The organism is Pseudomonas sp. 1 (assembly GCF_056626735.1).
In genome coordinates this window covers 21,412-35,873 of the sequence record NZ_JBWXMQ010000015.1, presented here as the reverse complement: position 1 = coordinate 35,873, position 14,462 = coordinate 21,412, and the positions used below count along the sequence as shown (strand labels likewise).

The window sequence follows — 14,462 nt, the reverse complement described above, 5'->3', positions numbered from 1 at the left end:
CCTGAAATCAAGTCGCAAACATCAACCTGCGAACATCGCTCACCGGCTCGGACACCGCACCGCTCAGCACCAACCGCGTAATCGTCTCCGTCGCCAACGCATAGTCCTCATCCTGCGGCACTTCCCGCCCGGTGATGCGCCCCATCTGCCAGCCAATATTGGTGTAGGTGCGCGTCGCCGACCAGATGAAGAGCATTAAATGCTCGGGATCGACCGGCGCCAGCAGCCCACGGTCGATCCAGCTGCGCAGGCACTCGACATTGCGCCGGGCTTCGCCGTGCAGCAGGTCGCGGCATTCGTCGGGCAGTTGGCGACCGCCGAGCAGCAACTCGCCGCTGAACACTTTGGCAATTGCCGGATATTCGCGGGCGATGCGGATGCGGGCGGCGACGTAGGCGCGCAGGCCGATCAGCGGATCGTCACTTTCGCGCAGTACCGCCGAGGCTTCCAGCAACGGTTCGACAAAGCCGAGCAGCACTTTGCCGTAGAGGTTTTCCTTGCTCTGGAAGTAGTAATACAGGTTGGCTTTGGGTACACCGGCGCGAGCGGCGATGTCGCGGGTCTGGGTCGCGTCGAAGCCGTTGGCGGCGAATTCTTCGCTGGCGGCGGCCAGAATTAGTTGCTGGTTGCGTTCGCGGATGCTGCTCATGGACGGCATGAAGGGTCTGGCCATTGCGGGTTCGCAATATACAAAACTATATAGCGATTGGGCCAGCGAACTTGTTCCTCAGCGCTATGCTGGTGTCAGTTTCGGTAACCTCAGGAAAATGACAATGACCCTTCAGGCTCTGCGCGCAACGACAATTCACCTCGACGCGGTGGCGAAGCTGTTCGACGCCTATCGTGGTTTTTATGGCCAGCCGTCAAATCTCGAGCAATCGCGGGCCTTCATCTCCGAGCGCATGACCGGCAATGAATCGGCGATTTTTCTGGTTGAGGATGAAAGTGGTGAGGCGCTGGGATTCGTCCAGCTATACCCGACGTTCTCTTCGATAGACGCCCACCGAACCTGGCTGCTCAGTGACCTGTTCACCACGCCGGCCTCTCGGGGCCGTGGAGTCGGGCGGCTATTGATGAACACCGCCCGCGACTTTGCCGTCAATACCGGCGCCAAAGGGCTGGTGCTGGAAACCGCCACCGACAATTTCACCGCTCAGGGTTTGTACGAATCACTTGGCTGGGTGCGTGATACGGCCTATTACACGTACACCCTCGATTTGCGTCAAAGCTGAATCGGCTTTTTCAGGTTTTTCCCGAATCAGGTCTTTCCCCGAACGTAGACCATCACTAGAATCCGCCCCGGCGCTCCGCAATGGAGGCTCTTTGATATCATTTTAGGGACGACATCATGCAATTCGGGAAAATCCTTGCGCTGGGTCTGGTGCTCGCGCTGGGTGGCTGTGCCAGTTTCACCAAGGACGAAGTGGCCCCGGTCACGCTGCCATCGATGGCCAGCTATGCCAACAAGCCAAATGTCTATGTGGATTTCGACTTCTACCAGGGCGAGCCGAAAAGCGCTTCCGCCGTGGAAATGCCGCAAGCTCGGGAGATGCTCAAACCGCAATTGCAAACCGTCCTGAAGGATTCCGGTTTGTTCGGTCGTGTCACCTTCGACCAGTTCGAGAAGCAGCCAGGTGACTACAGTCTGCGTCTGAAAATGTACAACCATCCACCGAATGGCGGTCAGATGGTGCTGGCGTTCATCAGTGGCCTGAGCATGACGATCATTCCGGCCTACGCCACCGACCAATACACCATGAGCCTGGAAACTCTCGATCAGCAAGGCCAGCCGTTGTCCACCGCCAGCAACCATGACGCGGTCGGCACCTGGATGGGCATCTGGTTCCTTCCGCTGGCGTTCAATACGCCGAAAGCGGCGGTGACCGATACATTCACTCGGCAGGTCAATGCGTTGCTCAAGGAGTGGGCCGACAGCAACCGTCCGAAATATTCGGGCATCTGACGCACGCCAGCAGCAAAAAAAAGAGCCGCAATCGCGGCTCTTTTTTTGCCCTTACTTCAGGGCCTGGATGAACTGTGGATCGCTGTACAGATTCTTCAGCAAGTCCTGCAGCATCGGGTTGTAGGCGTTGGTCGCGTTGGGGATCGCGATAAAGCCGAAAAAGCTGCTGTTCCACTGATGGCTGACATCTTTGGTGGCGTCGTACACCACATCGTTGCCATTGCGCAGGGTGAAGCGCGCAGCGATGGTGCCGTCACCTGTGCCCATGCCGGCGTTCAACTGGTTTTTCACCACCAGCACTTGCAGATGACGCGTCGCCTGCGGATCAAGCAGACCGGCCTTGCGCAGTTCTTCGGTGATTGCGTCCTGGATATGCGCCGGGATGCTGCCTGTCGGCGACTTGATCGGGTTGGCGCGGACCATCAACGAGCCTTCGCCCGATTCGGCGGTGACCTGCGGATTGCTGATCGCGTGCAGCGGCGGGGTTTGCTTGAGCTTTTGAACGTTGTCGAAGCTTGGCTCGTAGCGGGTCATGGTCATGCCACAGCCTTGCAGGAGCAGAGCAAACAGCGGGACCAACAGCAGCGATTTTTTCACGGCAGTTCCTTGCGCGTAGAAGAGGGGGGGCGAATTATGGGCAGAGTGCCATCATTGGGCAACTGTCTTCGCCGCCTCATTCACGTTGCCGCAACAAGCCCTCGATCTGCGCCAGTTCCCAGGTACTTAAGAGACTCACCGGATCGGTGCCGAAACGCTGCCGGGTGTCGAGGGTCCATTGGCGGCCGTCCGGGCAAAAACAATCAGCGCAGTGATGCAGGCGCTGGCCGTCGAAGTCCAGCTGCAAACGCCAGCCTTCGATTTCGACCGACACCCGATCCGCTCGTGCGCTCGTCACCCGCAAGGTACACACGCCCAACGCGGCATCGCGCAATCGCTGGCACACTTCGCGGCTGGTCAATTCGGTCGGCATCCTGGGCTCCATAGCCTGAAACAGCGCGTCAGCATAGAGCGCACGCCAGCGGATGTCAGCGATCACTGGCCCACGCCGGTGCATTTGCGTAACATCCGCAACCCTCTTTTTCCGCAGCGCTCTTTTGCGCAAATGCATGCGGCCGCGCCCGTCGGCCGCTCTGTCAGGTAAGCCATGAAACCGATTCGTCTGCGCGCCGATGTCCTGGCCGGACTCACCACCTCGTTTGCCCTGTTGCCCGAATGCATTGCGTTTGCGCTGGTGGCTCATCTCAATCCGCTGATGGGCCTGTACGGCGCCTTCATCATTTGCACGTTGACCGCGTTATTCGGTGGCCGGCCGGGCATGGTTTCCGGGGCCGCCGGTTCGATGGCGGTGGTGATCGTCGCGCTGGTGGTTCAGCACGGTGTGCAATATCTGCTGGCGACGGTATTGCTCGGCGGTTTGATCATGATGGCGTTCGGTCTGTTGCGACTGGGCAAACTGGTGCGCATGGTGCCGCACCCGGTGATGCTCGGGTTCGTCAACGGTCTGGCGATCATCATTGCGTTGGCGCAACTGGAGCATTTCAAGAGCGGTGAGCAGTGGCTCAGCGGCACGCCGTTGTACCTGATGACCGGGCTGGTGCTGCTGACCATGGCCATCGTCTATGTATTGCCGCGCCTGACCCGGGCTGTGCCGCCAGCGCTGGTGGCGATCCTCGGTGTCGGTTTGCTGGTTTATGTGCTCGGTCTGCCGACCCGTACCCTCGGCGACATGGCGCACATCGCCGGCGGCTTGCCGACGTTCGCCTTGCCGGACATCCCGTGGACGCTGGACACCCTGCGCATCATCGCGCCTTACGCGATTCTGATGGCGCTGGTCGGCCTGCTGGAAACCCTGCTGACCCTCAACCTCACCGACGAAATCACCGAAACCCGTGGCTACCCGGATCGCGAGTGCGTGGCGCTGGGCGCGGCAAACGTAGTCTCCGGCGCGTTCGGCGGCATGGGTGGTTGCGCAATGATTGGCCAGACTGTGATCAACCTCAGCTCCGGCGGACGCGGGCGCTTGTCCGGCGTAGTGGCGGGTGTGTTGATTCTGCTGTTCATCCTGTTTCTGTCGCCGCTGATCGAGCGGATTCCGCTGGCGGCGCTGGTGGGGGTGATGTTCGTGGTGTCGCAACAGACTTTCGCCTGGGCGTCATTGAGGGTGCTGAACAAAGTGCCGCTCAACGATGTGCTGGTGATCATCGCGGTAACGACCATCACCGTGTTCACCGACCTGGCCACGGCGGTCTTGTGCGGGATCATTATCGCGGCGCTGAATTTTGCCTGGCAGCAAGCGCGCGAGCTGTACGCCGACGAACATCTGGAAGCGGACGGCAGCAAACTCTATCGCCTGCACGGCACGCTGTTCTTTGCCTCGACCACGCCGTTCCTCAATCAGTTCGACCCGGCCAGCGACCCGCAGCGGGTGACGCTGGATTGCCGGCACCTGAGCTTCGTCGATTACTCGGCCATCGCGGCGCTGAAAACCCTGCGTGAACGCTACGCCAAGGCCGGCAAGCAGTTGCAGGTGTTTCACCTGTCCGAGCGCTGCAAGAAGTTGCTGAAACGCGCCGGGGTCGATCACGACTGACGCGTCCTACGCAGTACAAAATTCAATGTGGGAGCGAGCTTGCTCGCGATAGCGGAGTATCAATCGACAAAGATGCCGACTGATCCACCGCCATCGCGAGCAAGCTCGCTCCCACAGTTTTTTGCATTACGCTGGATTTTCAATGGCGGGGAAATCGATGTCGGTCAGCGCCGCGTTGTTCAGGTAGTTGGTGAGGGTCTGCGCGGCGACGATGGCGATCACTTCGATGATCTTCTTGTCGTCGATGCCGGCAGCGCGGGCGGCGGCGATCTGTTCATCGCTCAGATGACCACGGGTTTCGGTCAGTTGATGGGCGAGGGTGGCAAAAGCATTCAATCGACCGTGACGTGCTTCGATGATTTCCTCTGCTGCCAGCCCGGCCTTGCTGGCGAACAGGGTGTGCGCCGCCAGGCAATAATCGCAACCGTTGACTTGCGAGGTGGCCAGATACACCGCCTCTTTTTCCTTGGCGCTCAGGGACGTTTTGCCCAAGGTTGCCGAGATTTGTACGTAGGCATCCAGCGCAACGGGCGCGGTGGCCAGGGTCTTGAACATATTGGGCAGGAAGCCGATTTTTTTCTGCACGCCTTCAAGTGTCGGGCGAGTGGCGTCGGTGGCGGTTTCGAGGCTGAGAGGGGCGATGCGGCTCATGGTGATTCTCCGAAAGTCCGGTGCGAAGTGCGCCGGGGATGGAGTGAATGCTACGGAACGCGGCTGGTGCTTTGGGTGCAAATCGTCGAGGATATGCGACAGATCGTCCAAACCTGTCGTTGCGAGAATCAGTCATGGATCGCCTTTCTACGTTACTCAGCCATTTCGGCGTCAATGCCGGCACCTTTCACAGCGGCACGTTTTGCGGGGTGAGCGCCTACGGCGGCGATCAGGTGTGCGGGCATGTGCATCTGTTGCAGGCGGGGGAGCTGCTGCTCAAACCGGGCAATGATCCTGAAATCTCGCTCAATGAACCGACCCTGATCTTTTTCCCCCGCCCCATGGCCCATCGCTTGTTCGCCAACGAAGCCATGGGCACGCAATTGGTGTGCGCATCGCTGACGTTCGACGGCGGCGCGGGTAATGCCCTCGCGGCAGCGCTGCCGGATTATCTGGTGCTGAAACTCGCCGACCTTCCCGAAATGGCCAACACTCTGGAGTGGCTGTTCAAGGAAGCGTTCGATGGCCATTGCGGGCGCGAAGCGGTGATGGATCGGCTGTTCGAATTACTGGTGATTCTGTTGTTGCGCCACCTCATCAGCAGTCGCCACCAGCAGCCGGGCATGATGGCGGGACTGGCGGATCCGAAGATTTCCCGAGCCTTGAACCTGATGCACGACCAACCGGCCAAGGCCTGGAGCGTCGCTGAACTGGCGAGTGCCGCCAACCTGTCTCGCGCCGGTTTCGCCGAACACTTCCGGCGGGTAGTGGGGCAGACGCCGGTGGATTATCTGGTGAACTGGCGGATCAGCCTCGCTCAGAAACGCCTGCGCGAGGGACGACCGATTGCCCTGATCGCCGAAGAGGTCGGTTATGAAAGTCCCTCGGCGCTGGCCCGGGCGTTTCGGCGCAAGACCGGGCTCAGCCCGCGGGAATGGAAATCCGGCGCAAGCTGAAAACTATCTGGCGAATTTCTTTGCCCCGGCCACGCACAGGATCACCCCCAGCGTGACCACCAGCATGCCCGCGCTGACGTGCTCATGGAGCAAGGTCGCGGCCAGTGCCAGGCCAAAAAACGGCTGCAGCAATTGCAGCTGTCCGACCGCCGCAATCCCGCCCTGCGCCAGCCCGCGATACCAGAACACAAAACCGATCAGCATACTGAACAGCGAAACGTAGGCCAGGCTCACCCACGCCGACAGGCTGATACCGCTGAGCGAGGCGGGCGCCAGCCACACACTCAGCATGGCCATCACCGGCAACGACAGCACCAGCGCCCAACAGATCACCTGCCAGCCGCCGAGGGTGCGCGACAGTTTGGCGCCTTCGGCGTAACCGAGGCCGCAGGCGAGAATCGCCGCCAGCATCAGCAGATCGCCGGTGGGCGAGGCGGTCAGTCCTTGCGAGATCGCAAAACCCGTCACCAGCGAACTGCCCAATACCGAAAAAATCCAGAACACCGGACGCGGTCGTTCACCTCCGCGCAGTACGCCGAAAATCGCCGTCGCCAGCGGCAGCAATCCTACAAACACAATGGAATGCGCCGACGTTACGTATTGCAGCGCCAGGGCCGTCAACAACGGGAAACCCACGACCACGCCCAGCGCGACAATCAGCAATGACAACCACTGGTCCCGCGCCGGGTACCGTTCGCGAAACAGCCACAGCAGACATAACGCCAGGACGCCGGCGATGGTTGCGCGGATGACCGTGAGAAACACCGGGTCGAATTCCAGCACTGCCAGCCGCGTGGCCGGCAACGACCCGCTGAAGATCACAACGCCGATGAAGCCGTTGATCCAGCCGCTGGTTTTTTCCAGCGCCGGGGTGCCGAATTGGGTGGTTCGTTCCATACGCGTTGCGCTCAGAGGTGGGTTGCGTTGCAACAATCCTAGGGTCGAGAATCAGCACAATCAAAGAATTGTCATGGATACAGCCCGACATGCCGCGCTCCCGTTACAAAACCCTCGTCGACACCTATGCGGCTGACATTCGCGCCGGTCGCCTGCTGCCCGGCACGCGTTTGCCGACTCACCGACAACTGGCGGCCAGCGAAGGACTGGCGCTGGTTACCGCGTCGCGGGTATATGCCGAGCTTGAGGCCATGGGTCTGGTCAGCGGCGAAGCCGGACGCGGCACCTTCGTGCGGGAAACCTCGTTGTTGCCGGGGCAGGGCATCGATCAGAAAGACGTCGCGGTCGGCATGATCGACCTCAACTTCAATTACCCGTCACTGCCGGGGCAGGCCGAGTTGCTGCGCACCGCGTTGCGGCAACTGGCGTTGTCCGGCGACCTCGAAGCGTTGCTGCGTTACCAGCCCCACGCCGGTCGCCAGCATGAGAGGGCCTCGGTGGCACGACACCTGCAGACACGGGACTTGAATGTCGAGGCCGAGCAGGTGCTGATCGTCAACGGTGCCCAGCAAGGGCTGGCGGTGACGCTGATGGCCTTGCTCAAACCCGGTGATGTGATCGCCGCCGACGCCTTGACCTATTCCGGATTCAAAGTGTTGGCCGAAGCGCTGCACCTTGAAGTGGTGGCGATTCCCGTCAATGAGCAGGGCCCCGATCTGGCGGCCCTCGACAAACTCTGCCGCCAGCGCCCGGTGCGTGCGGTGTACAGCATGCCGACCCTGCACAATCCACTGGGCTGGGTGATGCCTCTGGAGCAACGTGAGGACTTGATCGCGATTGCCCGCCGGCATGATCTGACGATCATCGAAGACGCGGCCTACGCCTTTCTTGTCGATACCCCACCGCCCCCGTTGGCGGTTCTGGCACCGGAGCGCACGGTCTACGTTTCAGGCCTGTCGAAAAACATCGCCACCGGCCTGCGCGTAGGCTTCATCGCCGCGCCGATCGAGCGGGTGGCGGCACTGGAGCGGATCATCCGCGCCACCACCTGGAACACGCCTGGCGTGATGACCGCCATCGCCTGCGGCTGGCTGGACGACGGTACCGTCACCTTGCTCGAAGCACAAAAGCGCAGCGATGCTCGGGCCCGGCAAATCCTGGCCGCGCAGATCCTCGACGGCCTGCCGACCGTGGGCCATCCCTCTTCGTATTTTCTTTGGCTGCCGCTGCCGGAAGATGTCCGGGCCGACCATATCGTGGTCGAGTTGATGCACGAACAGGTTTCCGTCACCACCGCAGAACCCTTCACTGTGTCCGGCCATGTGCCCCACGCAATTCGTCTGGCGCTGGGGTCGGTGGACATGCTTGTCCTGCGTCAAGCCTTGCTCAAAGTCCGTCAGGTGGTGGGTGCCTACCTGTAGCGCAACTTGCCGCGCCCGATTACCCTTGGCGCCGCCGACGATCTGGAAAACCCCTGATGAAAAACGCTGCATTCGCTCTCGCCCTGATCCTCAACACAGGCCTGTTCAGCACGCCGACACTGGCAGCCGGTGACGCCGAGGCCGGCGCAAAAATCTTCCCGCGCCTGTGCGGCGGTTGCCATCAGGTCGGCGAATCCGCCCGCCCGGGCTTCGGCCCGGAACTCAACGGCATCATCGGCCGCCAAGCGGGGACGTCGGCGAATTACGTGTACTCCGACGCCATGAAAAACTCCGGCCTGACCTGGGATCGTGAAACGTTGACGAAGTATCTGAAAGATCCGAAGGGCGTGGTGCCGGGGACTCGGATGATCTTTTGGGGGCTGAGTGACGAGGAGAAGATTGATAATTTGTTGGCGTATTTGCAGACATTTCAGTCCGAGTAGTCGCGGCTGACCGGTTACAACACCAGAATCTTCGGTGACGTGATCAAACTGAAACGGTGCAGTAAGCACCGGTTGGACGTGAAAAAGCCCGGCTGATCAGGCCGGGCTTTTTGTTTGTTCAGCAGTAGAGCGTCAGATTCAGGCGACGCGACGTTCGATCAGGCGATCAGCGCCACCTTCAGCCACACGACGCTCGATCAAACGATCAGCACCACCTTCAGCAACACGGCGTTCGATCAAACGATCAGCGCCACCTTCAGCCACACGACTTTCAATCAACCGGTCCGAACCGCCTTCGGCGATCATGGTGTGGGCGGGTTTGGCTGCAAAAGCGTTGACTGCAAGAACCGAGAAAGCGATGCCGAGAAGGATTTGGCGTTTCATGATCGTGTGCTCCAGGGGTGTTGTTTGTTGGGTATGGAGCGGATGTTACGCCGCGGATTTTTTATGAGAACTTCATTGACGTGATGGTGACTATCGACGCCAGCAATGAATGCCAGGACCCTTGTTCTAGGGCGCCAGCGGCCGAATGCACAGCTCTCCGGTGGCGCGGATCAATGCCAGATCATGCAGTGCATCACGACTCAGACCGGTGCGCGCCTTGGCCAGCCACGCCGGACAGTTCGGGTCGTGGCGGTAGGGTGTGAAGTCGGCATATTGCTGCAACAGACGGGTTTGCAACTCATCCAGACGCGGGCGAATCTGCTTGCCCAGATCCGGGCGCGGCGTATCGGGCGCCGCACCGGACGCTTGCCATTGTGCGAGCAAACCGTACTGCACCAGTTTGTTGGCCTCAATCTGCGCGGCGATCAACTGCGCGACGTCTTCCGGGTCGAGCTGGCGTTCGGTGGCGAGCTTGCGCGCGTTGTCGAGCACCTGCGCTTCACGGGGACTGTCCTGGATCGGCTTGCCGCTGTCCCATTTGGTCAGGGCGACGAGGTCACCGATGTTCAGGCGTTCGTTCAGGGTGTTCATCAATCCTTGCACTACCTCGGGCGAGGGCGCAGGGCTGGCGTGGGCAGTCGACGCCAGTACAGTCAATAAAGTGCAGCTCAGCAGAAACGGGGAACGGCGCATGGGAGGGATTCACTTCCTGTCGTGATGGAAAGACTATGCAGATGGGTCGAGGTGCAGATTACGAAGTTTTAATGCAAACGGGTACGACCTGAACGGCATTGCATACCTTAGACTCTGTCATCAGCTCCTGCCCCGAGATGGATCCTCAATGCAAACCCCCGCTCATTCCCCCCTCTGGAAAACCTACTTGCTGTTCCTGGCCCCAATGGTGCTGTCGAACTTCCTGCAATCGATGTCAGGCACGGTCAACAGCATCTACATCGGCCAGATGCTCGGCACGCAGGCGCTGGCGGCGGTGTCCGGCATGTTTCCGATCATCTTTTTCTTCATCGCGCTGGTCATCGGCCTGGGCGCCGGGGCAGGGGTGCTGATCGGTCAGGCGTGGGGGGCGCGTGAGTCGCATATGGTCAAGGCGATTGCCGGGGCGACGCTGTTGCTGGGGGTATTGATCGGGCTGGTGGCGGCGGTGCTGGGCAGTGTGTTTGCGCGCCAGGCCTTGCAGGGGTTGGGGACGCCGACGGATGTGCTGGATGATGCGGTGGCCTATGCCCGGGTGATGATGTGGACCTTGCCGGTTGTGCTGGTGTATGTGCTGTTCACCCAGTTGTTGCGTGGGGTGAGTGACACGCTGTCGCCGATGCTGGCGCTGTTATTGTCGACCATTGTCGGGCTGGCGCTGACCCCGGCGTTCATTCGTGGCTGGTTCGGCCTGCCGCAACTGGGCATTCAGAGCGCGGCGTTCGCAGGCCTGGCCGGAACGCTGGCGGCGATGGCGTGGCTGTCATGGAGCCTGATCCGCAAGGGCCATCCGCTGGCGCCGGATCGCGAGTTTTTCGCGTCGCTGCGACTGGACGGCGCGATTCTCGGCAAAGTGCTGCGTATCGGTCTGCCCACCGGGGTGCAGATGATCGTGCTGTCGCTGTCGGAGCTGGTGATTCTGGCGCTGGTCAACCAGCACGGCTCGCAGGCGACGGCGGCGTACGGTGCGGTCACGCAGATCGTCAACTACGTGCAGTTTCCGGCGCTGTCGATTGCGATCACCGCGTCGATCCTCGGCGCCCAGGCGATCGGTGCCGGACGGCTGGAGCGGATGGGCCCGATCCTGCGCACCGGGCTGTGGATCAACGTGTGCCTGACCGGTGGTCTGATCCTGTCGGGTTACCTGTTGTCGCACTGGTTGCTCGGGCTGTTCCTGACCGAAGACTCGACCCGGGCGATGGCCGAACACCTGTTGCACATCATGTTGTGGAGCCTGCTGATCTTCGGTTTCCAGGCGATCATCGGCGGCATCATGCGCGCCAGCGGCACGGTGCTGGTGCCGGTGGGCGTGGCGATCATCTGCGTGCTCGGCGTGCAATTGCCGGCGGCCTACTGGCTGGACGGGCAGTTCGGTCTGCAGGGCGTGTGGATGGCGTTTCCGATCGCGTATCTGGGGATGCTGGTGTTGCAGACGCTGTATTACACGCGGGTCTGGAAGCATCAGAAGATCGAGCGGCTAGTGTAGGAATCAACGAAAAATAACTGTTTTCCTGTCGCAAAGCGTCGTAGCTTAGCCGCCCATAACGATAAGGACATTGGAGCGGGTTCGTGGGTGTTTATCGATTGTTGCTGGCGGTGCTGGTGGCTTTGTCCCATATGGGGATCAAATTCGCGGGGCTGAATCCGGGTGTGGTCGCGGTGATCTCGTTTCTGATCATCAGCGGTTTCGTGATGACCTCGCTCATCGAACGCAATTACAACGCATTGAGTAAAGTCGGCCTGTTTTACGTGGACCGGGCGTTGCGGCTCTACCCACAGTTCCTGTTCTATCTGTGCCTGTCCTGTGCCGTGATCTATTTCTTGCTGCCCGGTACGCCTCAGGCTGCCGAGCTGACCTTCAGGCACATCGTCGCGAACCTGACGATCGTGCCCCTCGATTTCTACATGTTCGGACTGGCCGGAACCGAACTCATGCCGCCGGCGTGGTCGCTGGGGCTGGAGCTGTGTTTCTACCTCGCGATTCCGTTTCTGCTGATCTTCAAACTTCGCGGGGTGGCATTCGTGCTGTCCGTCGCGGTGTTCCTGGTCGCCTGCCTGGGCTACATCAACACCGATGTCTATGGCTACCGACTGCTGCCGGGCGTGTTGTTCATGTTTCTCTGCGGCAGCTATCTTTACGGCAAGCAAGCCAAGGGCCGGTTGATCGTGGCAGGCACCCTGGTGGGGGCGGCCTTGCTGTTTATCGCAATCATGGCTGGCTGGATCGAGCGGCGACCCTTCAATGCCGAAGTGACACTGGGCGTCGCGCTGGGCATTCCCGCCGTGTTTTTGCTGACGAAACTGCGCCAGCATCCGCTTGACGAATTCTTCGGCAACATCAGTTATGGGGTGTTTCTCAATCATTTCGTGGCGATGTACCTGCTGCGTGCCCTTTGGCCGCTGGCCTACATCGGCTGGTACACCGAAGCCGTGATGGTCTTGTCCTTTGTCATGAGCATCGTGTCCTACCATGCCGTCGAACGACCGGCCCTGAAGCTGCGTCACAAAGTGCGGGCCGGCGTGCGATTGGGCGTGGCACAGGCACCCGGCAGTCAATCGGTTGCCTGAATGGCTTCAGTCCGGTTGGCCAGCCCGGATCTTTGGACGCCGATGTTGCCACGGCAACGCTTCTTCAAGTTGCGCTGCCAGGCGCGTATGGCCGACGAAGTGGCGTAACCGAAGGATGTTTGCTTAAGTCATTCGAGACCCATCGGGCGCCGGAGCATTCCATGTCGATTCGATTGTTGTTGGCGGCCGCGTGTTGCCTGATCGTCGTCCCTGCCGCGCAGGCGGTGGAGTACACCCGGGTCAATACCACCGCCAGCCAGATCAGTTTCACTTACAACCAGATGGGCTCGCGGATGTACGGCACGTTCGGCAAGTTCGACGCGACGCTGGATTTCGACACCGACAACCTCGCCAGTGCGCGCACCACACTGCACATCGATCTCACCAGCATCGACGCCGGCAGTGAAGACGCCAACACCGAACTGGTGAAACCGGCATGGTTCGACACCGAAAAATTCCCGGTGGCAGTGTTCGAATCGACCCGCTTCAGCCCGGCCGGGGACAACCGTTATCTGGTCGACGGCCACCTCACCCTTAAAGGCATAACCCGGGAGGTGCAGGTGCCGGTGCAGCTCAAGCCCGACAGCAGCATCGGCATCTTCGACGGCGAACTGGTGCTCAAGCGCGACGAGTTCGGCCTCGGCGCGGGGGAGTGGGCCGATACCGTGGTGTCGAAGGATATCGACATCAAGTTCAAGGTCGTTACCCCCGCGCAGTGACCGGCCTCAATACGCCCGCCAGTGCCCCGGCATCCAGCGCCATTGGTTGCCGGCCCAGCGGTAATGCCCGGCGACCCAGTGATAGCCCGGTGCAGGCATCGCCGGAACCACTTCGACGATCGGGGGTGGCCGATGCGGGCGAGCCGGTTCGACGACACAGCCTGACAAAGCGATTGCCACCAGCGTGGCAGCGAGCAAGGGTTTCATGGTTTTCGGGGAACGCGGAACGTTCATGACAGCTCCTCAAGGCCTGCGTCGGGAAATCAAAGCAGCTGAAAATTGGACGCCAAATCGGCGAAAAGTCCGTTCTCGGGCAGATGAAATTTTTGTCAGGCTTGCACAAGGTATGATGTCGCGGTTCGCCGGTCGCTAAAGCTGCGCGGCAACTTGTGTTTTACCGTTGGAGTCCGCCCGCCATGCCCCGCATCACCCACTACAAATCCCCATGCCCCGAAGGCGTCAACAGCCAGATCCTGCAGATGGTGGTCGATAACCTGACCGACATCAGTGCCATCGGCCTCGGCCCGAGCAACCTGCTGTACAACGTCTATCAATACGCGGTGGGCTACGAGGTGCATCTGTATCTGGAGGCATTGAACGGCGAGAAGGGCACCGAAGTGGAACTGCTGGTGGCCACCGACGACGATGATCCGGAGCAGGTGACCGGCTTCCTGTTGTACCTGCCGGTGCAGGGCGATTGGGAGGCGTGCAACGTGGCCTATCTGGCGGTGCGCGAGGGGCATAGGCGTCAGGGCGTGGGCCGTTCGTTGATCGCGGACATGGTGGCGCGTTACCCCCATGCCGAGTTGACCTGCAGCGTCGGCAAGGTGCCGTATTTCGAGGCGCTGGGCTTTGAAGTGCTGGGTCGATTGGAGACGCAGGTGCTGATGAGCACCCGGCATTACCGCAGCAACGGGCTGCGCGGTTTCATCGACACCACACCGATCTACCGCTCACTGGAAGTGCAGCAAATCCACACCTACCTGCTGCAAAAACACGGCAAACGGGCAATGCTCGATGCGGAGAAACAGCGCGACCGGCATCTGGATCAGGTCACTCGGCGCACTGAAGAATTTGTCCGCCAGCGCCTGACCGTTCACTGATTCTCTTCGAAACGGCAAAAGCCCTTGTTGCGATCAGCGCAGCAAGGGCTTTTTTG

At 60.6% G+C, this 14,462-nt stretch carries 17 protein-coding genes and 1 pseudogene; 10 read left to right on the top strand and 8 right to left on the bottom strand.

The features are described 5' to 3' along the window. Positions 1-7: 7 nt before the first annotated feature. Positions 8-649 carry a TetR family transcriptional regulator C-terminal domain-containing protein gene (locus tag AC1MDC_RS21540; RefSeq protein ID WP_480393668.1) on the bottom strand — a complete coding sequence of 214 codons (642 nt, stop codon included), beginning with the start codon at positions 647-649 and terminating at the stop codon, positions 8-10. Between the two features lie 124 nt (positions 650-773). Between AC1MDC_RS21540 and AC1MDC_RS21535 the strand changes: the two genes are divergently transcribed. Then, positions 774-1,232: a GNAT family N-acetyltransferase gene (locus AC1MDC_RS21535; RefSeq protein ID WP_480393667.1), complete on the top strand. Its 459-nt coding sequence runs from the start codon at positions 774-776 to the stop codon at positions 1,230-1,232. A 116-nt stretch (positions 1,233-1,348) separates the two neighbouring features. Next, entirely contained in the window at positions 1,349-1,963 is a 615-nt protein-coding gene (locus AC1MDC_RS21530; RefSeq protein ID WP_085699189.1) for a hypothetical protein, read from the top strand. A gap of 51 nt (positions 1,964-2,014) precedes the next feature. Here AC1MDC_RS21530 and AC1MDC_RS21525 read toward each other — a convergent pair whose 3' ends face one another. Next, positions 2,015-2,560 carry a hypothetical protein gene (locus AC1MDC_RS21525; RefSeq protein WP_085703217.1) on the bottom strand — a complete coding sequence of 182 codons (546 nt, stop codon included), beginning with the start codon at positions 2,558-2,560 and terminating at the stop codon, positions 2,015-2,017. A gap of 76 nt (positions 2,561-2,636) precedes the next feature. Continuing rightward, the gene (locus AC1MDC_RS21520; RefSeq protein ID WP_085699193.1) at positions 2,637-2,933 is read right to left on the bottom strand and encodes a DUF7693 family protein; all 297 of its coding nucleotides are present in this window, start codon (positions 2,931-2,933) and stop codon (positions 2,637-2,639) included. 174 nt (positions 2,934-3,107) lie between these two features. On the opposite strand from AC1MDC_RS21520, the gene AC1MDC_RS21515 reads away from it, so the two are divergent. Further along, the gene (locus AC1MDC_RS21515) at positions 3,108-4,553 is read left to right on the top strand and encodes a SulP family inorganic anion transporter (RefSeq protein ID WP_480393616.1); all 1,446 of its coding nucleotides are present in this window, start codon (positions 3,108-3,110) and stop codon (positions 4,551-4,553) included. Between the two features lie 126 nt (positions 4,554-4,679). Here AC1MDC_RS21515 and AC1MDC_RS21510 read toward each other — a convergent pair whose 3' ends face one another. Further along, entirely contained in the window at positions 4,680-5,204 is a 525-nt protein-coding gene (locus tag AC1MDC_RS21510) for a carboxymuconolactone decarboxylase family protein (protein WP_085699197.1), read from the bottom strand. Positions 5,205-5,338: 134 nt separating this feature from the next. Here AC1MDC_RS21510 and AC1MDC_RS21505 point away from each other — a divergent pair, with 134 nt between their 5' ends. Further along, a complete protein-coding gene (locus AC1MDC_RS21505; RefSeq protein WP_085699199.1) occupies positions 5,339-6,160 on the top strand; it encodes an AraC family transcriptional regulator in 822 nt (273 codons plus the stop codon). A 3-nt stretch (positions 6,161-6,163) separates the two neighbouring features. Here AC1MDC_RS21505 and AC1MDC_RS21500 read toward each other — a convergent pair whose 3' ends face one another. Further along, positions 6,164-7,057 (bottom strand): DMT family transporter, encoded by an 894-nt coding sequence (locus AC1MDC_RS21500; protein WP_480393615.1) that lies wholly within the window; start codon positions 7,055-7,057, stop codon positions 6,164-6,166. 89 nt (positions 7,058-7,146) lie between these two features. Between AC1MDC_RS21500 and AC1MDC_RS21495 the strand changes: the two genes are divergently transcribed. Next, a complete protein-coding gene (locus tag AC1MDC_RS21495) occupies positions 7,147-8,478 on the top strand; it encodes an aminotransferase-like domain-containing protein (RefSeq protein WP_480393614.1) in 1,332 nt (443 codons plus the stop codon). A gap of 56 nt (positions 8,479-8,534) precedes the next feature. Beyond that, entirely contained in the window at positions 8,535-8,921 is a 387-nt protein-coding gene (locus tag AC1MDC_RS21490) for a c-type cytochrome (RefSeq protein ID WP_480393613.1), read from the top strand. Positions 8,922-9,062: 141 nt separating this feature from the next. Here the strand turns inward: AC1MDC_RS21490 and AC1MDC_RS21485 are convergent. Both AC1MDC_RS21485 and AC1MDC_RS21480 read right to left on the bottom strand, forming a co-directional pair. Next, positions 9,063-9,305, bottom strand: a pseudogene (locus AC1MDC_RS21485) (hypothetical protein); the annotation flags it as partial. Between the two features lie 126 nt (positions 9,306-9,431). Further along, positions 9,432-9,998 carry a chorismate mutase gene (locus tag AC1MDC_RS21480; RefSeq protein WP_085699217.1) on the bottom strand — a complete coding sequence of 189 codons (567 nt, stop codon included), beginning with the start codon at positions 9,996-9,998 and terminating at the stop codon, positions 9,432-9,434. 148 nt (positions 9,999-10,146) lie between these two features. On the opposite strand from AC1MDC_RS21480, the gene AC1MDC_RS21475 reads away from it, so the two are divergent. The 3 genes from AC1MDC_RS21475 to AC1MDC_RS21465 all read left to right on the top strand — a co-directional run bounded on the left by AC1MDC_RS21475 (position 10,147) and on the right by AC1MDC_RS21465 (position 13,303). Beyond that, complete coding sequence (locus AC1MDC_RS21475; RefSeq protein WP_085699219.1) at positions 10,147-11,502, top strand: MATE family efflux transporter; 1,356 nt, start codon at positions 10,147-10,149, stop codon at positions 11,500-11,502. An 83-nt stretch (positions 11,503-11,585) separates the two neighbouring features. Next, on the top strand, positions 11,586-12,584 hold the full coding sequence (locus AC1MDC_RS21470) for an acyltransferase family protein (RefSeq protein ID WP_085699221.1): 999 nt from the start codon (positions 11,586-11,588) through the stop codon (positions 12,582-12,584). 161 nt (positions 12,585-12,745) lie between these two features. After that, a complete protein-coding gene (locus AC1MDC_RS21465) occupies positions 12,746-13,303 on the top strand; it encodes a YceI family protein (RefSeq protein ID WP_085699223.1) in 558 nt (185 codons plus the stop codon). A gap of 6 nt (positions 13,304-13,309) precedes the next feature. Here the strand turns inward: AC1MDC_RS21465 and AC1MDC_RS21460 are convergent, their stop codons facing one another. Next, a complete protein-coding gene (locus AC1MDC_RS21460; RefSeq protein WP_085699224.1) occupies positions 13,310-13,537 on the bottom strand; it encodes a YXWGXW repeat-containing protein in 228 nt (75 codons plus the stop codon). 182 nt (positions 13,538-13,719) lie between these two features. Between AC1MDC_RS21460 and AC1MDC_RS21455 the strand changes: the two genes are divergently transcribed. Further along, on the top strand, positions 13,720-14,406 hold the full coding sequence (locus tag AC1MDC_RS21455; RefSeq protein ID WP_085699225.1) for a GNAT family N-acetyltransferase: 687 nt from the start codon (positions 13,720-13,722) through the stop codon (positions 14,404-14,406). The last annotated feature ends 56 nt before the right edge of the window (positions 14,407-14,462 follow it).